This window comes from Streptomyces changchenzhani (assembly GCF_039766235.1).
Taxonomy (GTDB): Bacteria; Actinomycetota; Actinomycetes; order Streptomycetales; family Streptomycetaceae; genus Streptomyces.
In genome coordinates, this window is the sequence record NZ_JBDHNH010000019.1 from 89087 (window position 1) to 108761 (window position 19675).

18 protein-coding genes and 1 pseudogene are annotated in these 19675 nt (G+C 70.5%); 9 read left to right on the top strand and 10 right to left on the bottom strand.

What is annotated here, in order from left to right:
- Nucleotides 1-4 precede the first annotated feature (4 nt).
- From ABCR94_RS36890 to ABCR94_RS36915, 6 genes are read left to right on the top strand one after another with little or no spacing between them, the layout of a single operon-like run.
- Nucleotides 5-730 (top strand): class I SAM-dependent methyltransferase, encoded by a 726-nt coding sequence (locus tag ABCR94_RS36890; RefSeq protein WP_347125666.1) that lies wholly within the window; start codon nt 5-7, stop codon nt 728-730.
- Nucleotides 727-5355: an alpha-(1->3)-arabinofuranosyltransferase domain-containing protein gene (locus tag ABCR94_RS36895; RefSeq protein ID WP_347125668.1), complete on the top strand. Its 4629-nt coding sequence runs from the start codon at nt 727-729 to the stop codon at nt 5353-5355. Before ABCR94_RS36890 ends, ABCR94_RS36895 begins: the two co-directional genes overlap by 4 nt.
- Nucleotides 5352-6659 carry a condensation protein gene (locus ABCR94_RS36900; RefSeq protein WP_347125670.1) on the top strand — a complete coding sequence of 436 codons (1308 nt, stop codon included), beginning with the start codon at nt 5352-5354 and terminating at the stop codon, nt 6657-6659. The genes ABCR94_RS36895 and ABCR94_RS36900 overlap by 4 nt, the downstream gene beginning before the upstream one ends.
- Nucleotides 6656-7426, top strand: coding sequence for a class I SAM-dependent methyltransferase (locus ABCR94_RS36905; protein WP_347125672.1), 771 nt, complete (start codon nt 6656-6658; stop codon nt 7424-7426). Before ABCR94_RS36900 ends, ABCR94_RS36905 begins: the two co-directional genes overlap by 4 nt.
- Nucleotides 7427-7443: 17 nt before the next feature.
- The gene (locus ABCR94_RS36910; protein ID WP_521978666.1) at nt 7444-8355 is read left to right on the top strand and encodes a hypothetical protein; all 912 of its coding nucleotides are present in this window, start codon (nt 7444-7446) and stop codon (nt 8353-8355) included.
- Complete coding sequence (locus ABCR94_RS36915) at nt 8342-8554, top strand: Trm112 family protein (RefSeq protein WP_347125675.1); 213 nt, start codon at nt 8342-8344, stop codon at nt 8552-8554. Before ABCR94_RS36910 ends, ABCR94_RS36915 begins: the two co-directional genes overlap by 14 nt.
- A 166-nt stretch (nt 8555-8720) precedes the next feature.
- Here ABCR94_RS36915 and ABCR94_RS36920 read toward each other — a convergent pair whose 3' ends face one another.
- Complete coding sequence (locus ABCR94_RS36920) at nt 8721-9704, bottom strand: fibronectin type III domain-containing protein (RefSeq protein ID WP_347125677.1); 984 nt, start codon at nt 9702-9704, stop codon at nt 8721-8723.
- Between the two features lie 186 nt (nt 9705-9890).
- A complete protein-coding gene (locus ABCR94_RS36925) occupies nt 9891-10583 on the bottom strand; it encodes an alpha/beta fold hydrolase (RefSeq protein ID WP_347125696.1) in 693 nt (230 codons plus the stop codon).
- Between the two features lie 114 nt (nt 10584-10697).
- On the opposite strand from ABCR94_RS36925, the gene ABCR94_RS36930 reads away from it, so the two are divergent.
- The gene (locus ABCR94_RS36930; protein ID WP_347125697.1) at nt 10698-11510 is read left to right on the top strand and encodes a chitosanase; all 813 of its coding nucleotides are present in this window, start codon (nt 10698-10700) and stop codon (nt 11508-11510) included.
- Here the strand turns inward: ABCR94_RS36930 and ABCR94_RS36935 are convergent.
- From ABCR94_RS36935 to ABCR94_RS36970, 8 genes and pseudogenes are all read right to left on the bottom strand, one after another.
- A pseudogene (locus ABCR94_RS36935) lies at nt 11501-11806 on the bottom strand (IS200/IS605 family accessory protein TnpB-related protein); the annotation flags it as partial. The gene ABCR94_RS36930 and the pseudogene ABCR94_RS36935 sit on opposite strands and share 10 nt — an antisense overlap.
- A gap of 295 nt (nt 11807-12101) precedes the next feature.
- On the bottom strand, nt 12102-13550 hold the full coding sequence (locus tag ABCR94_RS36940) for a nucleobase:cation symporter-2 family protein (protein WP_347125679.1): 1449 nt from the start codon (nt 13548-13550) through the stop codon (nt 12102-12104).
- 360 nt (nt 13551-13910) lie between these two features.
- A complete protein-coding gene (locus ABCR94_RS36945; RefSeq protein ID WP_347125681.1) occupies nt 13911-15320 on the bottom strand; it encodes an 8-oxoguanine deaminase in 1410 nt (469 codons plus the stop codon).
- 192 nt (nt 15321-15512) lie between these two features.
- Nucleotides 15513-16436, bottom strand: coding sequence for a factor-independent urate hydroxylase (pucL, locus tag ABCR94_RS36950; RefSeq protein ID WP_347125683.1), 924 nt, complete (start codon nt 16434-16436; stop codon nt 15513-15515).
- 5 nt (nt 16437-16441) lie between these two features.
- Nucleotides 16442-16906: a hydroxyisourate hydrolase gene (locus ABCR94_RS36955; protein ID WP_347125685.1), complete on the bottom strand. Its 465-nt coding sequence runs from the start codon at nt 16904-16906 to the stop codon at nt 16442-16444.
- Nucleotides 16907-16911: 5 nt separating this feature from the next.
- Nucleotides 16912-17430 (bottom strand): 2-oxo-4-hydroxy-4-carboxy-5-ureidoimidazoline decarboxylase, encoded by a 519-nt coding sequence (gene uraD / locus ABCR94_RS36960; protein WP_347125686.1) that lies wholly within the window; start codon nt 17428-17430, stop codon nt 16912-16914.
- A gap of 168 nt (nt 17431-17598) precedes the next feature.
- On the bottom strand, nt 17599-17919 hold the full coding sequence (locus ABCR94_RS36965) for a helix-turn-helix domain-containing protein (RefSeq protein WP_347125699.1): 321 nt from the start codon (nt 17917-17919) through the stop codon (nt 17599-17601).
- Between the two features lie 53 nt (nt 17920-17972).
- Entirely contained in the window at nt 17973-18224 is a 252-nt protein-coding gene (locus tag ABCR94_RS36970) for a hypothetical protein (protein ID WP_347125688.1), read from the bottom strand.
- Nucleotides 18225-18348: 124 nt separating this feature from the next.
- On the opposite strand from ABCR94_RS36970, the gene ABCR94_RS36975 reads away from it, so the two are divergent.
- A complete protein-coding gene (locus ABCR94_RS36975) occupies nt 18349-19212 on the top strand; it encodes a TIM barrel protein (protein ID WP_347125689.1) in 864 nt (287 codons plus the stop codon).
- Nucleotides 19213-19259: 47 nt separating this feature from the next.
- Nucleotides 19260-19675, top strand: a 416-nt coding sequence (locus ABCR94_RS36980) for an NAD(P)-binding domain-containing protein (RefSeq protein ID WP_347125690.1), incomplete at its 3' end; no start/stop codon positions are given.

The following is a 19675-nucleotide window of genomic DNA, read 5'->3' on the forward strand; positions in this document are numbered from 1 at the left end:
GCCGGTGAAGGACCCTTCCCTGCACCGGTCCGTCACTCTCTTCCGGGCCTTCATGCGCGAGCAGTCCGATCCCGAAGCGTGCTACACGCTGCTCGCCCGGGACGCGGCGGACCAACTGGAGCACTACACCCCGCTCGACGGGAAGGTCGTCGTTGATGTCGGGGGCGGGAACGGGCACTTCACCGAGGAGTTCCGTCGGCGCGGCGCGCAGGGCTTCCTCTTCGAGCCCGACATGAAAGAGCTCAGCGCGGGCGGCCGCAAGCCCGAGGGCGCAGTCGTCGCCGACGGCTATCTGCTGCCGCTCCCCGACGGGGTCGCCGACATCAGCTTCGCCTCCAACGTCCTTGAGCACGTGGAGGATCCGCAGACCTTCCTCAGCGAGATGGCGCGGGTCACCGCGCCCGGCGGGCTGATCTACGTCTCATTCACCAACTGGTACTCCCCCTGGGGCGGTCACGAGTGGGCGCCCTGGCACTATCTGGGCGCCGAGCGGGCCCGGCGGCGCTACCAGCGGCGTACCGGGCACCCGGCCAAGCACACCCTCGGCGAGAACCTCTTCACCATCCACATCGGCACCACCCTGCGCCAGGTACGCGCCCGCACCGACGTACAGGTCGTGTCGGCCCGTGCCCGGTACTGGCCGTGCCTGCCCGCGCTCATACCCAAGGTGCCGGTGCTGCGTGAGTTCGCCACCTGGAACCTCCTCCTCATCCTCCGGCGGTGTCCATGACCAGCACGCTGCAGGCACCCCCTCAGGCTCCGGTGCCCGCTGCCCCACCCGCACAGGGACCGTCGGACGGGCCGCGCTCCCGGCGCTGGCTGTTCGGGGTCTGGGCGGCCGTCCTGGTTGCCCTGCTGGCGGTTTCGCCCGGCCGGATGACCTTCGACACCAAGCTGGGTGTCGTCGTCGACCCGTTCAAATTCGCCTCGGACCTCGGGGAGTTGTGGCACGACAGGTCGGGCTTCGGCGGGATCTTCGACCAGTACGTCGGTTACGCCTTCCCGATGCTGCCCTTCCACGCCCTGGCCAACGTGGTCCAGCTGCCGGTCTGGCTGGCCGAGCGGCTGTGGATCTCACTCATCGTCGCCACCGCCTTCTGGGGTGCGCTGCGCCTGGCCGAGCGGCTGAACATCGGCTCAGGTCCCGCCAGGCTGCTCGGAGCGGTCGCCTACGCGCTCTGGCCGACGTACACCATCGTCATCGGGTCGACATCGGCCGCCGCGCTGCCCGGTGCGATGCTGCCCTGGGTGCTGCTGCCGCTCACCAACCCGCGCACCAGTGCCCGGATCGCCGCACTGCGCTCCGCTCTGCTCATTCCGTTCATGGGCGGGGTGAACGCCGCGTCCACCCTCGCCGCGCTGCTGCCCGTCGGCCTGTATCTGCTCAGCCGGGCGAACACACCGCGCGGGCGTTCGCTGCTCGCGTGGTGGCTGCCCGGTGTGGTCCTTGCGACGGCCTGGTGGGTCGTGCCGCTGCTGATGCTGGGGATCTTCGGTGAGAATTTCCTGCCGTTCGTCGAGCAGGCCGAGACCACCACGGCCACCATGTCCGCCACCGAGCTGCTGCGCGGCGCCGGCAACTGGGTCGCGTATCTGAACTTCGGTGAGGCCTGGCTGCCCGCGGGCTGGGCGGTCGCCACCGCCGTGCTCGCGGTCCTCGGCTCGGCGTTCGCCGCCGCGCTGGGGCTCGCCGGTCTGGCCCGCCGCGATCTGCCGGAGCGGCGCTGGCTGCTCCTGGTCGTACTGTCCGTCGTACTCGTGACGCTGGCCGGGTACGCGGGTTCGCTGGGCGGGCCCTTCCACTCCGTGATGCAGGACTGGCTGAACGGGTGGCTGGTCCCCTTCCGCAATATCTACAAGTTCCAGTCGGGGCTGGCGCTTGCGCTGGTACTCGGCCTGATGCACATCACCGCGGTCGCCGCGGAGCAACGCGGCTCGCGGCCGCTGCCAGGGCGCCGCTTCCTGCCGCTCGTCGCGGCGGTCCTGGTGCTGCCGGGGCTGGCGTTCCCATACCTCAACGGGAGCATTCTGCAACCCGGTTCGTTCAGCAAGCTGCCAGGACACTGGGAGGCCACAGCCGACTGGCTGAAGAAGTACTCCCCGGACAGCCGCGCCCTGGTCGTGCCCGCCACCGCCCACGGCCTGTACACCTGGGGCTCCCCCATCGACCAGCCGCTCGACGTCCTCGCGGACTCGCGCTGGGCGCAGCGCGACTATGTGCCGTTCGGTACGCCGGGCAACCGGCGGGCCATGGACGCGGTCGAGCAGGCGCTGGTCTCCGGCAGTGAAGTACCGGGCCTGAGCGACTACTTGAGCCGGGCCGGTCTTTACTACGTCGTGGTGCGCAACGACCTCGACCCGGACCAGATCGGGTACGTACCGCCGCAGACCGTCAAGCGCACCCTGGAGTCCTCCGGCTACCGCCGCGTCACCGGCTTCGGCCCGGTGCTCACCGGCGGGCGCATCCCCAACGACACCCCGGTGCAGATCGAGGGCCTCTATCCGCGCCAGCAGGCCGTCGAGATCTACCAGCCCAACACCGCCACCGAGCGGCCCGGCCGGGCCGGGCTGCGCGAGGCCAAGGACACGGCTGTCGTCAGCGGCGGCCCCGAGGCACTGCTGCGGCTCTCCGCCGACCCGTCGATGCGACGGCGGCCCGCGGTACTGACCGGGGACAGCCACCCCGGCGTCGGCGCCCCCGCAGTGCGGGCGGTCGGGGACGGGCTGCGGCGCGCCGACACCCGCTTCGGCCTGGTCAACTCCAATACGTCGTACACGTACACCGCGAAGGAACGCAATCACCCGGGGGCCGTGCAGGACCCCGGCGCGCAGCCCCGGCAGATCCTGCCGACCGAGGGAGTGCGGCACCAGACCACGGCGGCGCTGCGCGGCGCGAAGTCGGTGACGGCGTCGAGCAGCGGCAACTGGCTGTTCCATCTGCCGCAGTACGACCCGGTGAACGCCTTCGACGGCAACCCCGACACCGCGTGGGCGGAGGGCAGTGCCGCTTCGCCGGCCGGCGAATGGCTGCGGGTCGACTTCCGGCAGAAGGTGACCGTGCCCTCATCGATCGGGCTCACACCGCTGCCCGGCGACGGGGTGCGGGCCGCGCCCACCGTGGTGAAGGTGGAGACCGACCGGGGCTCGAAGACCAGCCCGCTCCAGCCGAACGGAATGCCACAGACCGTCATGGCGCCCGAGGGCGAGGCAAGTTGGCTGAAGATCACGATTGTGGACGCCCAGCAGGGGCGGCCAGGACTCACCGGGGCGGGCTTCTCTGCCGTGTCCGTTCCCGGGGTGCAGGTGACCCGGCTGCTCGCACTGCCGGAGGACACGGCGGGCGAGCCTGAGGCGACGGGCTCCGAGGTGTTCTCGCTGCACCGGGGCAGCGACCCGGGCGGGCTCTCGCCCGCGTCGGCCGAGGTCGGTCTGCACCGGCAGTTCAACTCCACGGCGGGCGGCGACTACGCACTGCGGGCGACCGCGCTGCCGGTGCCGGGCGACGCGCTCGACGAGCTGCTGTACCGGATCGCGCCCGAGCAGCGGCAGCGGGTCACCGCGACCGCCGACTCGACGGCCAAGCTCGGTGCGTCACTGACACCGCGCAACCTGGTCGACGGCGATCTGACGACCTCGTGGATCGCCGGGGACCGGGCCGTGCTGCATCTGCGCTGGCCCGGCAAGCGGCCCGTCGGCGAGATCGTCTTTGCGGCGGCGGGCGGCCTTTCCACCCGCCCCGAGCAGGTGGACATCAGCTCCCCGGACGGGGCGGCGACCGCGTCGGTCGACGAGAACGGCCTGGCCCGCTTCGAGCCGATCAACACCGACCGGCTCGACATCACCATCTCGCGGTCGGCGCCGCTGACCATCCACAACCCGGTCGCGGACGGCCAGATGCAGCTCCCGGTGGGGCTGAGCGAGGTGTACGTCCCCGCTCTTGAGGAGTTCCGCGTCCCGCAGCCCGACCCGGCGGAGAAGTTCGAACTCCCCTGTGGGCAGGGCCCGGTGCTCTCCATCGACGGCACGCTGCACGCGACGAGCGCGCAGGGCCGGCTGGCCGATCTGACGGAGCGTCGGCCGATCGAGGTCGGGCTGTGCGCGGGCGAGCAGAGCAACGGCCAGGCCGAACTCTCCCCGGGCACACACCGGGTGGAGGCGGGCGACACCGGACCACTCGCGATCACCGACATCACACTGACGCGGGGCAGCGCATCGGAACCGGCCGCCGAAGCGCGTGGTCTCACCTTCACGGACAGTGCGGGTGACCGGCGCACGGTACGGGTGGCGGCGGGTGAGGCGTCGTACCTCCAGATGTACGAGAACGAGAACTCCGGCTGGCACGCGACGCTGAACGGCAAGGAGTTGCCCTCGGTGCGGCTCGACGGCTGGCAGCAGGGCTGGCTGGTCCCCGAGGGCGAGGGCGGCACGGTGCGCCTGGAGTACGAGCCCGCGCGGTGGTACGAAGCCGGGCTGATCGGCGGCGCGATCGGGATCGCCGTCCTGGTGGGCCTGGTCCTGTTCCGGCGCCGCGCCCAGAACCCGGACCCCGCGCAGCAGGTCTCGCCGCCCGCGCCCGGCCCGGTGCTCGGCGTTGCGGTGCTCACGGTGGTCCTGGTCGTGGTGGCCGGCCCGGTGGCCCTGCTCGTCCCGGCCCTGGCGCTGGTCGCCCACTTCCGGCACACGCTGCTGCCGCCGATCGCGCTGGTGGCGATGGCGGCGGCAGGCATCGCGGCGGCTGCGGACGCGGGCGCACCGCCGTCCACGGACGCGGGCGCGTTCGGCCCGGCGGCGCAGTTCCTGGCGCTGACGGCGCTGGTGGCGGCCCTGGTCACGACGGGCTCCCGCCGCACGGGGCCGACACCGACACCGACACCGGCCATGGGCACTCCGGGCGCGGGGCCGTACCCAGACCCGGGCGCGGGCGCTTCGGGGGCGTACCCCGACCCGGCGGCGCCTGGCACGGGCACGCCGGCCATGGGCACGCCGGGCACGGGGCCGTACCCGCCGCCGGGCCAAGGCGCGGGCACCCCGGGCGCGGGCCAAGGCGCGGGCGCGCGTCCCGGCCCCGGGGCTCCGGGCGCCAATCCGCCCCCGGCGGCTTCGGGATGGGGCGCCGACCTGGAAACCCCGCGCTCGGGCACCGATCCGGGCGCCCCGGGCCCGGCAGCCCCTGAGGGCGCGCAGCGACCGGGGAGCCCACCCCTCGGCGCGGACCCCGACCCGGTCGACACACCACCACGTGGAGGCGCGGAAGGAGCAGGAGGCCCGGCGGGTAAGGCGGGACCGGCCCCGAAACAGGGACCGAAGGACGCGGCGGGCCCCGCCGACAACAGCGCGGAGGAGAACAACAGGTGACCGCATTGCAGCATCCGCATCCCGCCCGGCACGAGGGACCGGCGCCGCGGGTGCCCTTCACCGTTGTCGACGAGGTCACCCGGCACTGCCTGGAACCGCGCGAGCCCGAGACCGTACACATCGAGGTGCACCTGCCGCAGCGGCCGGACCCCGACCGACTGCGGGCCGCGTTCACCGAGGCGCTGCGGCGCCACCCGCGCATCCTCATGCGGGAGGCGCCGGGGCCCTGGTACCGGCGACGGTACGAGTGGGAGCTCACCCGGGACCCCGACACGGACGTCGTGACCTTCCTGGAACCCGGGCCGGACGTGCTGGCACGGGCGCGCGAGCGGGCGCTGATCGACGCCCCACCGCTGGCGCTCTCCCCGCCGGTACGGCTGGAGGTCATCGGCCGCGTCCTGCTCCTTGTCATCAACCACACCGCCCTCGACGGCCCCGCCTGTCTGCGCGTCCTGGCCACCGCCGCGGATCTCTACGGGGGCCGCGACAACTCCCCCGCGACCGCGCCGGTACGGGCCGCCTCACCGGAGAGCGCGCCGGAGCCGCCAGGACCCGGCGGCGGCACCGGCTTCGCCCCGGTCGCCCGGGTGGCCCACGGCACGCCCGACGGGCGCGTGGGCAACGGGATGCTGATCGCGGATCTGCCCGTACCGCGCAGGCCAAAGGGCGCTCCGTACACCGTCAATGACCAACTGATGGTCGCCACCGCCCGCATGATCACCCGCTGGAACCAGGAGCGCGGCGGCCGGCCGCGCCCCATGCGGATCACCATGCCCGTCGACGACCGGACCCGCGGGCTCGACATGCCGATCGGCAACGGGACGCGGCTCGTCGAAGTACCTTTCCAGGTGGCCGAGTTGGAGGGCGATCCGGACGTACCCGAGCTACTGCGCCGCACCGCGGAGCGCACCCTGGCACTCAAGGCCCTCACTCGCCCCCAGCTGGGCCACGGCGCGGCGCTGCTCACCGCGCCCGTGCTGCCGGTCGGGATCCGGTCGGCGCTCACCCGCGGACTGCGCCGGGCCGCCGCGCCCTGGACCTCCACCACGCTGCTCAGCAACATCGGCCGCATCCCGTACCCGCTGGACTTCGGCGAAGGCACCGGCCGCGCGACAGCCGTCTGGTTCTCGGCGCCCGCGCGGATGCCACGCGGGCTGACTGTGACCACGGCGAGCACCGGCGGCCGGCTGCACCTCGCGCTGCGCTGGTCCGGCGCGCTCCTCGGGCCCGGCGACGGCGAGCGGCTGCGCGACTTCTTCGAGCAGTACCTCGACGCCACTTCAGAGGGAGGCGGTCCAGCATGACGAGCACCAGCACACTCCCTTCCGACCTGCCCGGCGCGTCCCCCCGGCCCTCGGGTCTGCGCGAGTTCTACGAGGACCCCACCGTCCCGGTCGCCTCCGGTGACGCCCGCAGCCTGCGCCAGGCGCGGATGCTCGCCGCCGCACTCGGCCCGCCGGCTCCCCCGGCCACCGTCCTCGACATCGGCTGCGGCGACGGCACCGCCGCCGCCACAGCCGCGCCGCTCATCTCCGGCCACCGCGTCATCGGCGTCGACTGGTCGCAGGACGCGCTGCGCCGCGCTTCCACCCGCATCAACCACGTCGTACGCGGTGAACTCACCGACGGGGGCCTGCCGTTCGCGGACGGCTCCGCCGACGCGGTCCTCTTCAGCGAAGTCATCGAGCACCTCGTCGACCCCGACAGCGCCCTCGACGAGATCCGCCGCGTCCTGACCCCGGGCGGCCACCTCATGCTGTCCACCCCCAACCTCGCCGCCTGGTACAACCGTGTCCTGCTGCTCGCCGGGGTCCAGCCGGTCTTCTCCGAGGTCAGCCTGCGCGCCATCCACGGCCGTCCGGGCCGGGAAGTGGTGGGGCATCTGCGCCTGTACACCGCCCGCGCGCTGCGCCAGTTCCTGACGGCGTCGGGCTTCGACGTCGTACGCATCGCCGGGGCGCCGTTCCACGGCGTACCACGCCCCCTGCGCCCCGTCGACCGGCTCGCCTGCGCGGCGCCGAGCGCGGCGTCCATCCTGCTGGTGCACGCCCGCCGCCGCGCCGGGGACTGAGCCCGATGTGGTGGGGAGTGGCCTCGGCACTGCTCGCGAACGTCCTGTACAGCACCGGTTTTGTCCTACAGAAGCGCGCGCTCGCCAAGCTCCCCGAGCTCAGTGTGCGCAGCCCCGCACGCCTGGTCCGGCTGCTGCTCGGCAGCCCGCTGTGGATCGCGGGCTCCCTCTCGCTCGCCGGCGGATTCGCCGCGCAGCTCGTCGTGTACCGGACCCTGCCGATGGCCGCCGCGCAGGCGATCTTCGTCTCGGGCCTGGTCCTGCTGCTGCTCCTCTCCTCCCTCTTCCTGGGCGAACGCACCTCGGGCCGCGAGCGGTACGCCATCGCGGCGATCCTGGCCGCCCTGCTGATGGTCGTCGCGTCGCTGCGCCAGGACGCGGACAGCGTCGGCCGCAGCTCACCGGCCCCGCTGATTCTGCTGATCAGCGGCTTCGCCCTGGCCGCGGGCTACTCGCTGTACGTCTCCACCGAGCGCCGCACGGCCCGCCGGCACCGGAACCGGCCGCCGACCTCGGGCGTCGAGTACGGCGCTGCCGTCGGCCTGGTCTACGGGGTCAGCTCACTCGCCATCAAGGGCGTCTCCGCACACCTCACCACGGACACCCTCGACGACCCCGGCGGGGCCGCACTGGACCTGCTGGCCTCCCCGTACCCGTACTTGCTGCTGATCACCGGCGCGACCGGCCTTGTGCTGTCCCAGTCGGCGCTCCAGCGCTGCCGGGCGTCGCTGATCGTGCCGGTGTGCACAACGGTCTCCTGCCTGTTCACGGCGGTCCTGGGCACGCTCGCCTTCGGCGAGTCCCTGCCCGACGATCCGCTGCTGCTGTCCCTGCGGGTGGCGGGCGCGACACTCGCCATCGTGGTGCTGCTCACCCTGACCGCTCAACCAGCCACCGAACCAAAGGAGTTGGACCGTGAACCCCGATGACCCGCTGCTGAAGATCATCGCCTGCCCGCTGGACAAGGGCCCGCTCACCCTGCTCGCCCTGGAGGACGCCCTCTACAACCCGCGACTGCACCGGCGTTACCCGATCGTCGACGGAATTCCCCAACTCCTGCCGTCCTCGGGCGAACAGGTCGCCGAGGACGAGCACCAGCGCCTGCTGAGCCTGAGCCCGAAGCCGTGACTCACCCGCTCAGGGCTTCGGGGTGTGGACCCGGAACCGCCGGACGCCGACCGGGCGCACCTCGGCCTGGGAGGCCGGGAATCGAGGACGGACACGAGGTGCGCGCCCTCACCGATCCACCGGCCAACACCCTCGCGGCCGCCCCCATAGGCGCCTCAGGGGCACCTCAGCCCCCCGTCACGACCGTGCGCTGCGCCGAGAAGTCGCCCCACTTCCCGTCCGGCAGCTTGGCGCGGAGTTTGATGCTGTAACGGGTACCGGCGGGCTCGTTCACGGTGAAGCGGTACGTCGCTTTCCCCTTGGGCGGGTCGGCGCCCCAGACAATCGTCGTGACCAGTTTCCCGTTGAGATACAGCTGGTGTTCGCGAACCTCGCCCCCGGCTTTGGGCGGCGCCCACTCCAGGTCGATGCCGCGTTCGCCCGCCTCCGTGCGGGTCGTCGCGCGCAGGTCGGTCGGCGCGGTGGACGGGCCGTCGCCGGGGCCCGAAGCCGTGGTCAGGTCAAGGGTGTTGCTGTCCTTCGATGAGTTCTCGGCGGCGTCCCTGGCCCGCACTGTGAAGGTGTAGACCGTGCCGGGCCGCAGCCCGGTGACACGGGCCGTGGCGGCGCCACCGGGCACACTGTGGATCCGGGAGTCCTCCTGGTAGATGTCGTACGACGTGACGCCGATATCGTCCGCCGCCTTCCCCCAGGACAGACTCACCGCACTGTCCCCGTCAGCCCGCCCCCGCAGCTTCACCGGCACGGTGGGCGCCTTGCGGTCGTCCGGCGTGGGGGCCGGGGTGGTGACGGGGACCGCCTTGCTGGGCGCGGAGAGATTCCCCGCGGCGTCGCGCGCGCGGACGGTAAAGCTGTAAGCGGTCGACGGGTCGAGCCGGTCGACATCCACCATGTGACGCGCGGCCGGCACGGTCTTGACCTTGGCGCCCTTCTGGTAGACGTCGTACGCGGTGACAGCCTTGTTGTCGGTGGCCCGGTCCCACATCACATGCACGGAAGTGGCGCTGCCCGCCTGGACGGTCACCTCGTCCGGCGTGGAGGGCTCGGTGGTGTCGCGGTCGGGTTCGGACGAACAGGCGGCCAGCACAAGCAGGGCGGAGCAGGCCAACACGGCGCATACAGTGGGGCGTTGCACAGCCGGACCCTTCATACGAAGTTAATGGTCCAGACCTGTATGCCATGGGTGGCGGCGGCGGGCAAGGGTTCGCGTGCCGTGACCTCACATTGCCCACGCCATCGGACGGGCCGCCGCCGTCACCGCCCCCGGAGAAGACTGCCCCGACGTAACCCCCACCGTTAAGGATCTCTGCGCAGATCGGCCGTCGCGACCGCCGCGTCAGCTGCTGAGAAACTCGCTGACCTGCTGGGCGAACTCGCGGGGGTGGTTCTCGTGCACGTTGTGACCGGCGGAGATGGTGACCGAGTGGCAGTCCGGGATCAGGACGGCCATCTCGGCGATCCGGTCCGCGGACATCGAGCTGTCCGGGCCGCCCGTGATGATCAGGCTCGGCGCGACGATCTCGTTGAGCCCTTCGAGCCACTGCGGATCGGGGTCGGCGAGCTGCTTCGTGATGGCCGGCACGACGGGCCAGTCGTAGTCGATGGGCGTATCGGGGTGCACGACCGGCGCCTGCGGTGTCTCGGCGGGGAACGGCGGCGGGGTCTCCGCCATCACGAGCCGCTCCACGCGGTCCGCGTGCTCCTGGGCGAGCAGGTAGGCGACGACGCCACCCATGCCGTGGCCGACCACGCCGACCCTGTCCACCAGCTCCAGCTCGTCGAGGAAGCCGTAGACGTCGTCACGCATCAGCTCGACGGAGTACTCGTCGGGCCAGTCGCTCTCGCCGTGCCCGCGCAGGTCGATCGCGTAGACCCGCCATTCCTCGCCGAGCGCCTGCCCGGCCTCTTCCCAGCTCGCCGAAGAGGAGCCGAGCCCGTGCAGCAGCACGATCGGCGTCCCGAACGAATCGCCCCAGGTCCGATAGGCCAGCCGTACGTCGCCGACATCCACTACAGAGAGATCACCCATACCCATACCCCCGACGCTACAGCCCTGGACGGGGCACCTGGACCGCGCCGGGACCGGTGCCCGTGAAAGGCTCGTCGAGTGAAGCCGACCGCCCGTCCGACCACCCGGGCGACCATCCGCCGCGCTGCCCGCCCGCTGCTCGCGACGCTCGCGCTCGCGCTGCTGGCCCTGACCGCCTGCGGCTCGCCGCCGTCGGGCGGAGCGGACGCATCAAACAGGTCCAACGAGTCCTCGGCCGGGTCCGCGTCCGCGGCCGGGCTGGACGATCCGGCGCTGAAGGACATCGCGCTGCAGCTCGTCTCCAGCGCCGAGAACTCCTCGCTGGACTGGAAGGCGCAGTACAAGTACATCGAGGACATCGGCGACGGCCGCGGCTACACGGGCGGGGTCATCGGTTTCTGCTCGGGCTGCGGCGACATGCTGAAGGTCGTCGAGCGCTACACGCGGGCGCGGCCCGGCAACCCGCTGGAGCCGTTCACCGGGGCGCTGCGCGCGGCCGGAGGCGGCGACTCCCACGAGGGGCTCGGCAGGTCGTTCACCGAGGCCTGGGCGCGGGCCGCCGGGGATCCGGAGTTCCGCGCGGCGCAGGACGCCGAGCGGGACCGGGCCTACTTCGATCCGGCACTCGCGCAGGCCGAGCGAGACGGGCTCGGCGCGCTGGGCCAGTTCATCTACTTCGACGCCTACGTGATGCACGGCCAGGGCGACACCAAGGGCACGGTCGGCTTCCGCACCATGCGCGACAGGGCCACGGCGAAGGCCGAGCCACCGTCGCGAGGCGGTGACGAGAAGGCGTATCTGGCGGCATTTCTCGATGTCCGAGTGGCGGCCATCGCCTGGGAGCCGTCCCACTCCGACACCAGCCGCGTCGAATCGGCCCAGCGGATCTTCCTGCGGGAGGGGAAGCTCGGGCTGGGTGCGGCCTGAGAACGCCGGGCGAGCGCCCACTGGGCATGCGTCGCCTTCGTGATCGCCCCGGCGATCCTGGACGACGACACCTTCGTCAGGTCGCGCTTGCGCGCCGCCCACGTATCAGCACTGTGATCCAGGCCATCGGCGCAACGGACCGTGAGGTCCCGCGAGGCCAGCGCACCCTGATGTTCACCGACCGCACGCAGCACCAACTCATCTTGCGCCGTGAGGCGCTTGAGACGGTCCCGAACCGAAACTCCGGAAGGACCCGGCACCACGAACGACGCCGCCAACTCCCGCACACCACCCACCACAACACCCCCATATGCCTGCGCACCTGCCACCCAGCACAACGAGCAACCACCACCAAGGTCACCCATTCGACCCCAGAACTCCCGTTCCGACCCCGCACACCCCACCACCCGACTCACCCCCGAGCACTACTACGCACTCCTGCACGCTAAACCGGCAGCAGCCCACAACCCCCTGCCCGGGGTACTGGCCACGGTCGTACCGCGCGCGTCGGGCTGAGCGGCGGTGCGAACGCGGGAGGGGCGGCGGTCCGTACGTACCGGACCGCCGCCCCTTCGTATCCCGTCCGACGGCTCAGTGCGCCGTGGCCGGGACCTGGCCGGGGATCTCGGGTTTGGCCATCTCCCCGGACCCTGAACCGGACCCGACCCCGACCCCGCCCTCGTCGTCGTCCGAACTCTCCTGCCTACCAAAGTGGTTGAAGGCCAGGTTGAGTGCGATGGCCACCACACACCCGGTGCTGATGCCCGAGTCGAGCACCACCAACAGGTCCTCGGGGAAGGCGTGGTAGAAACCCGGGGCGGCGATCGGGATGAGACCGACACCGACCGAGGCCGCCACGATCAGCGTGTTCTCGCCCTTCTCCAGGGCGGCCGTGGCCAGCGTCTGGATGCCGCTCGCGGCGACCGTGCCGAAGAGCACGATGCCGGCGCCACCCAGCACGGGCAGCGGGACCAGCGCGATGACTGAGGCGGCGACGGGGCACAAGCCCAGCAGGATCAGGATGCCGCCGCCGGTGGCGACGACGTACCGGCTGCGTACCTTCGTCATCGCGACCAGGCCGACGTTCTGGGCGAAGGCGCTGGCCATGAAGCCATTGAAGAGGGGGCTGATGGCGCTGCCGAGGGTGTCGGCGCGCAGGCCGCCCTCGATGACCTTCTCGTCCGCCGGGCGACCGACAATCTTGCCGAGCGCGAGCATGTCCGCGGTGGACTCGGTCATACAGACCAGCATCACGATGCACATACTGATGATCGCGGCGATCTCGAACTGCGGTGCGCCGAAGTGGAAGGGCGCCGGGAAGCCGACGATGTCGGCGCTCTTGATGGCGTCGAAGTTGGTGATGCCCACCGGGATGGCGATGAGCGTTCCCGCGACGAGGCCGAGCAGGATCGCAATCTGCTGGAGGAAGCCGCGCAGCAACTTGCGCAGTGCGAGGACGATCACGAGGGTGAGCCCGGCCATCCCGATGTTCGTCATCGAGCCGTAGTCGGGCGCCTTGGCATTGCCGCCCTGCGACCAGTTGAAGGCGACCGGCAGCAGCGAGACGCCGATCAGCGTGATGACGGTGCCGGTGACCACCGGCGGGAAGAAGCGCACCAACTTGCAGAAGTACGGGGCGAGTACGAAGCCGATCACGCCGGCCACGATCACCGCCCCGAAGATGATCGGCAGCGCGTCGTCGCCCTGGCCCTTGCCGATGGCGATCATCGGGGTCACTCCGGCGAAGGAGACGCCGTTGACGAAGGGCAGCTTGGCGCCGATCTTCCAGAAGCCGAGCGTCTGGAGAAGGGTGGCTATGCCTGCCGTGAAGAGGCTCGCCCCCATCAGGAAGGCGGTCTCCTTGGCGTCGAGGCCGACGGCAGGGCCGATGATCATGGGTGGGGCCACCACGCCGGCGTACATCGCGGCGACATGCTGGAGGCCGGTGGTGAACATCTTGAGTGGGGGGAGCGTCTCGTCGACCGGGTGCTTCTCATCGGCGGCGACTGCGTCTTTGCGAAACCTGGGCTTGACGGCCACAGCGGTTCCTCCGGTCGGTTACACGTCTGCGGGGACATGGGTGTCATGGAGGTGGTGCGGAGTGGGGCGTGGTGCCGGTGTGCAGCTGCTGCGAGTCGTGCGGGGGATGCAGGCGGTTCGGTGGTGCGGGCGGTTCCGTGGTGCGGGCGGTTCGGACAGCCCGAGCAGTGCGGGTCTGTCGGTGATCCGGGTCGTGCGGGCAGGAATGCTGGACGGGGTGGTCACCGGTCCCGAGGGGCGCGCACGCTCACGTACGCGCCTCCCGGAATCGGGCCACCGTGAACCCCGCTCGGGTCCACGGTCGCCGACCGGGGGCCGTCCCCCTCGATCGGCCGGTCTGGTGACACGGTGCGGCGTTGGTCAGGCCTGCGCGGCGATCCGCGCGAGCCGCTGTGCCTCGCCGCGCGCGGAGCGGGCGATGGCGTCCTCGTCGACCGTGATCAGGCGGGTGTCCTCGACGACCGGCTTGCCGTTGACGAGGGAGAGGGTGACGGGGGCCGCCGCGCCGAAGACGATGGCGGTCACCGGGTCGGCGATGGTGGAGTGGCCGATTCCGTCGATCTTCCACATCACCAGGTCGGCGAGCTTGCCGGCTTCGAGCGAGCCGATCTGGCTCGCGCGGCCGAGTACCTGGGCGCCGCCGTACGTACCGAGGCGCAGCGCCTGGCGGGCGTTGAGCGATGCCTCGCGGTGCGGGCCGAGGCGGTTGATGAGCAGGGCGTTGCGCAGTTCGGTGTGCAGCTCGCCCGACTCGTTGGACGCGGTGCCGTCGACGCCGAGGCCGACCGGGACGCCTGCCTTCAGCATGTCCGGGACCCGGGCGATGCCTGCGGCGAGGCGCGCGTTGGAGGACGGGCAATGGGCGACGCCGGTGCCCGTACGGGCGAAGGCGGCGATGTCGGAGTCGTTCATGTGGACGCAGTGCGCCATCCACACGTCCTCACCGAGCCAGCCGGTCGACTCGAAGTAGTCGGTCGGGCCCATGCCGAAGAGTTCCTTGCAGAACTGCTCCTCCTCGACGGTCTCGCTGCCGTGGGTGTGCAGGCGTACGCCCTTGCGGCGGGCCAACTCGGCGCCCTGCTTCATCAGTTCGGTGGTGACCGAGAACGGCGAGCAGGGGGCGACGGCGATCTGGGTCATCGCGTCGAAGGAGGTGTCGTGGTGCTGGTCGATGGTCGCCTCGGTGGCGGCGAGCGCCCCTTCGAGGGTCTCGACGGCGAAGTCCGGCGGCAGGCCGCCGTCCGACGTGCCGCGGTCCATGGAGCCACGGGCGAGGGTGAACCGTACGCCCGTCTCGGAAGCGGCGCGGACGACGGCGCTCGACAGGTCGCCGGAGCCCTTCGGGAAGACGTAGTGGTGGTCCATCGCGGTGGTGACACCGCCGCGGGCCATCATGGCCAGCGAGCCCTGTGCGGCGGCGTACGCCATGGGCTCGTCGATGCGCGCCCAGGTCGGGTAGAGCGCGGTCAGCCAGTTGAAGAGGTTGTGGTCGGTCGCGAGACCGCGGGTGATCCACTGGTAGAAGTGGTGGTGCGTGTTGATGAGGCCGGGCGTGACCAGATGGCCGGTGCCGTCGATACGGCGTACGACCCCTTCAAGGCCCTGGGGGGCCTGGCCCGCGCCGATCGATTCGATCCTGTTGCCGGCGACTACGACGTAACCCGACGCGTACTCGGTGTCGTTGGCGTCGACGGTGGCGATCGCGCAGTTCTCGATGACAATGCGCTCGACCGCGCTGACCGCGCTGTCATGGGCTGCCGGTGCTGCCATGGTGCTTCCTCGTCTCTCTGTGGCGGTTCGGGCACGGCAGGGCCACGGGATTTTGAGTGCCGGAGCCCGGCGTGGCAGCTGACAGTACTGCCGCCGATGAGCTGCTCCGGGTGCCGAAATGAGGTATACGGATTTCGGTCCGGTACGGCGCCCGCCGGCGGTGGACCGGCGGGGCCGTACTCAGTCATGGGATCAGAGGTTGGTCATGTCGACCGGGATCCGGGGCTCGATGCCGTCGCGCAGGACGGTGGCCTCGATCAGGCCGTAAGGGCGGTCCGCCGCGAAGTAGACCTCATTGTCGTTCTTGAGCCCGAAGGGCTCCAGGTCGACCAGGAAGTGATGGTTGTTCGGCAGCGAGAAGCGGATCTCGTCGATCTCGCTGCGGCTGTTGATGACCCGCGAACCCATTTGGTACAGGGTCTGCTGGAGCGAGAGGGAGTGCGTCTCGGCGAAGGCCTGCAGGATGTGCTTCTTGGCCTGCTCGTACGAACGCTCCCAGTTAGGCATGCGGTCCGCGTCGTCGGTCCAGTTGTAGCGCCAGGCCGCGGAGACATCGGTGCACAGGACGCGGTCGTACGCCTCCTTGAGGGTCGTGTACTTGTCCTTGACGTAACCCCAGAACTCCGAGCTGGTGGAGTTCATGACCGTGAGGTCCTTCAGGCCGGAGATGATCTCCCACTTCTCACCGTCGAAGGTGATCTGCGTGGTGCGCAGCTCCTGGCCCTTGCGGGCGAAGGAGTGCCTGACCTCGTCCGAGCCGATGAAGCGGGAGTTGTTGTCGGCGGTGGCGATCCGCTCCCAGGTGTACTCCTGGATCCGGATGCGGGCGACTTTGATCGGCTCCTGGCTGGTCACGAAGTGGCGCGCCAGGTGGATGCCGAACTGCTCGGCCGACTCGATGCCGTGTTCCTTCGCGAAGGCGTACACCGTGTTCTTGGTGGTGTCCGTGGGCAGGACGTTCGCGTTGGAGCCGGAGTAGTGGACGTCGTCCATGTCGCCGGAGAGGGCGACGGAGACGTTCAGGTCCTTAATGTGGTGGGTGTCGCCGTCCCGCGTGATCTTGACGACGCGGTTCTCTGCTTTGCCGTACTGGTTCTGGCCAAGAATCGTGGGCATGTCTGCTAGCTCCCTCGGTATACGGAGTAGCCGAACGGGTTGAGCAGCAGCGGTACGTGATAGTGCTCGCCGGGCGTGACGGCGAACGTGATCGCCACCTCCGGGAAAAACGCACCGCTGTCCCTTACGCGGGGGGCGTCCTGCTTGGCCTCGGCTTGCTGGTCTGTGTCGCGATCGTTGCTGCGATCGTTGCTGGGGTCGTTGCTGCGGTCGTTGCCGCGGTCGTTGCCGCGATCGCTCAGGAAGTACGACTCGGTCTCGAAGTCGAGCCGTACGTGGGTGGTGCCTTCCGGCAGGGCCGGCAAGTCCTTGCAGCGCCCGTCCGTGTCGGTCTTCGACCCGCCGAGCGCCGTCCACCGCGCCGCACTGCCGCTGCGGGCGGTGAGGGTGATGGCGACGCCCGCAGCGGGGCGTCCGATGCTGGTGTCCAGGATGTGCGTGGACACCGACGCGGTGGTCTCGGTACTCAAGACCTTCACTCTCCTTCTTCTACGACTTCTGCGAGGCGGGTCAGCCGGATGCGGTTGATCTTGCCCAGCTCGGTGCGGACGATTTCCCGCTCCTGCTCGGGCGCGTTCCCGATCCGCTCACGCATCGCGTCGCGCATCTGCTCCCCGGTCGCACCGGAGGCGCAGATCAGAAAGACATATCCGAACCTGTCCTGGTAGGCGAGGTTCAGTTCGAGCAGTTCGGCCTTGAGTGCCTCGGAGGCGCCGGCCATCCCCCGCTGCTCGCGGGAGGAGGTCGGGTCACCGGGCTTCGGCCGGCCGATCGGCGGGTGCCCCGCCATCGCTTCGGCCAGGTCCCCCGAGGTCAGCTCGGCCATGGCGGCGTCACTGGCGAGGAGAAGGGCGTCCACGGTGGCGAAGGGGCGTCGGGCGAGCAGTTCGCTCCCCCACGCCGAACTGGCGCACACCTCGTGGAGCGCGGCTGTGGCCTCGCCGACCTGCAAGGTGTTGAACCGGGCCAGACCCGGTGTCGTACTCGAAGTCACGGGAGCCTCCGTGGCCTTGTGCTGGACGGGCTGGGCATAGCTAACGCTCTCAACAACATCACGTCAACAGTTTGTTGAAATTCGGCGAACACAAAAACCGCCGCCCATGCATCCGGACGACGGTTCCGCAAAATGATCGATCAAACCGGTGGTCGCATCGGTGATCAGCTACTCGCCCTTGGCGGCGTTTTCCCTGTTCAGGTAGTTGTACACGGTGAAGCGGCTGACCCCCAGGGCGCTCGCCACCGTCTCCACCCCGTGTCGTACGGAGAAGGCCCCACGCCCCTCCAGGGTCCGCACGACCGACTGCTTGGCCTTGCGGTCGAGCTCGGACAGAGGCATCCCGTGCCGGCGCTCCAGGGCGGCCAGGATGTGGTCGAGGGAGTCCGAGAGCTGCGGCAGCCGTACCGCGAGGACGTCCCGGCCCTCCCAGGCCAGCACCACGTCGTCGCCGCGCGCCTGCTCGGGCCCCATGAGCTCCGCGCCCATGGCGTCGGCGAGCGGCTTTATCGCCGTGAAGAGCGGGTGGTCTCCGGATTCGGTCACTTCTCGCCCTCCCCGACGACATTGACCTGCAGCGAGACTCGGGTGGCGCCCGCGGCCAGCGACCTGCGCAGCAGTGCGTCGACCGCGGTCAGTACCGCGTCCGCGCCGCCCTCCGCGGTGTTCCCGAACGGGCCGACGTCCACCGCGTCCAGTTCGGCCACCTGAATGACCTCGCGGGCGGCCAGCGCATGCGGCGGCGCATCGTCGAGATCGAACGGCTCGGTTGTGAACTCCACTCTCAATCGCACGCGCTCAACCTACTGCGCGAGGCACAAAAACGGGGAGCCCCTCTTGACAGCCCTCCCGCATTCCGGGCAACCTTCCATCAAGCAGAAAACAACTTCCGCGATACGGAAGGAGCGTCACACTCTCATGGCCTCTCTTTTTTCGGAGAAGCACGGCACCGGCCGGCGCTTCGATGTGAACCTCTCCATCCTCTTCACGGAACTCCCGCTCCTTGAGCGTCCCGCGGCCGCGGCCGCGGCGGGCTTCACGGCGGTCGAGCTGTGGTGGCCCTGGATCGAGACTCCCACCCCTGACCAGGCCGAGCTCGACGCGCTCAAGAAGGCGCTCGACGAGGCCGGCACCCAGCTGGTGGGCCTGAACTTCTACGCCGGAAAGCTGCCAGGACCCGACCGCGGCGCGGTTTCCGTACCGGGCGAGGAGTCGGACCGCTTCCGCGCGAACATCGACGTCGCGGCGGACTTCGCCGCCTCGGTCGGCTGCAAGGCGCTCAACGCGCTCTACGGCAACCGCGTGGACGGCGTCGACCCCGCGCTCCAGGACCAACTGGCCCTGGAGAACCTGGTTCTCGCCGCCCGCGCCGCCGACCGCGTCGGTGCGATCCTGCTGATCGAGACCCTGAACAAGCCGGAGTCGCCGCTCTACCCCCTGGTGAGCGCGCCCGCCGGTGTCGGTGTCGTCGACAAGGTCAACGCGGCGACGGGACTGGGCAACGCCAAGTTCCTGCTCGACCTCTACCACCTGTCGATGAACGGCGAAGACCTCGTCGAGGTCATCGAGAAGTACGCCGCCAAGACCGGTCATGTGCAGATCGCCGACAACCCGGGCCGCGGCGCACCGGGCACCGGCAGCCTCGACCTCGCCGACCTGCTCGACCGACTCGGCAAGGCGGGCTACGACGGCTGGGTCGGCCTTGAGTACAAGCCCGGCGACCGGCCGAGCGGGGGCGCCTTCGAGTGGCTGCCGGCCCCGCTGCGCGCCGCCGGCGCCTGACGGCCAACTCCTGACGTACGCAAGATTTTTCCGAAAGAGGCACCCTCATGAGCACCCTCCCCAAGATCGGCTTCATCGGCCTCGGCATCATGGGCTCCCCCATGGCCGAGAACCTGCTGAAGGCGGGTTACGACGTCACCGGCTTCACCCTTGAGCAGCCCAAGATCGACCGTCTGGTCGCGGCCGGCGGCAAGGGCGCGGGCTCGATCGCCGAGGCCGTCAAGGACGCCGACGTCGTCATCACGATGGTGCCCGCCTCCCCGCAGGTCGAGGCCATCGCATACGGCGAGGACGGCATCCTGGAGAACGTCAGGAAGGGCGCCCTCCTGATCGACATGTCCTCGATCACCCCGCAGACCTCCGTCGACCTGGGCAAGGCAGGCGCCGAGAAGGGCCTGCGCGTCCTGGACGCCCCGGTCTCCGGTGGTGAGGCCGGTGCGATCGAGGCCGTACTGTCGATCAT

Coding starts and splice junctions, on each gene's coding strand:
- ABCR94_RS36895 (WP_347125668.1), top strand. CDS start 727: ATGACCAGCACGCTGCAGGCACCCCCTCAGGCTCCGGTGCCCGCTGCC.
- ABCR94_RS36905 (WP_347125672.1), top strand. CDS start 6,656: ATGACGAGCACCAGCACACTCCCTTCCGACCTGCCCGGCGCGTCCCCC.
- ABCR94_RS36920 (WP_347125677.1), bottom strand. CDS start 9,704: ATGAAGGGTCCGGCTGTGCAACGCCCCACTGTATGCGCCGTGTTGGCC.
- ABCR94_RS36925 (WP_347125696.1), bottom strand. CDS start 10,583: ATGGGTGATCTCTCTGTAGTGGATGTCGGCGACGTACGGCTGGCCTAT.
- ABCR94_RS36945 (WP_347125681.1), bottom strand. CDS start 15,320: ATGGCAGCACCGGCAGCCCATGACAGCGCGGTCAGCGCGGTCGAGCGC.
- pucL (WP_347125683.1), bottom strand. CDS start 16,436: ATGCCCACGATTCTTGGCCAGAACCAGTACGGCAAAGCAGAGAACCGC.
- ABCR94_RS36965 (WP_347125699.1), bottom strand. CDS start 17,919: ATGGGCGCGGAGCTCATGGGGCCCGAGCAGGCGCGCGGCGACGACGTG.
- ABCR94_RS36975 (WP_347125689.1), top strand. CDS start 18,349: ATGGCCTCTCTTTTTTCGGAGAAGCACGGCACCGGCCGGCGCTTCGAT.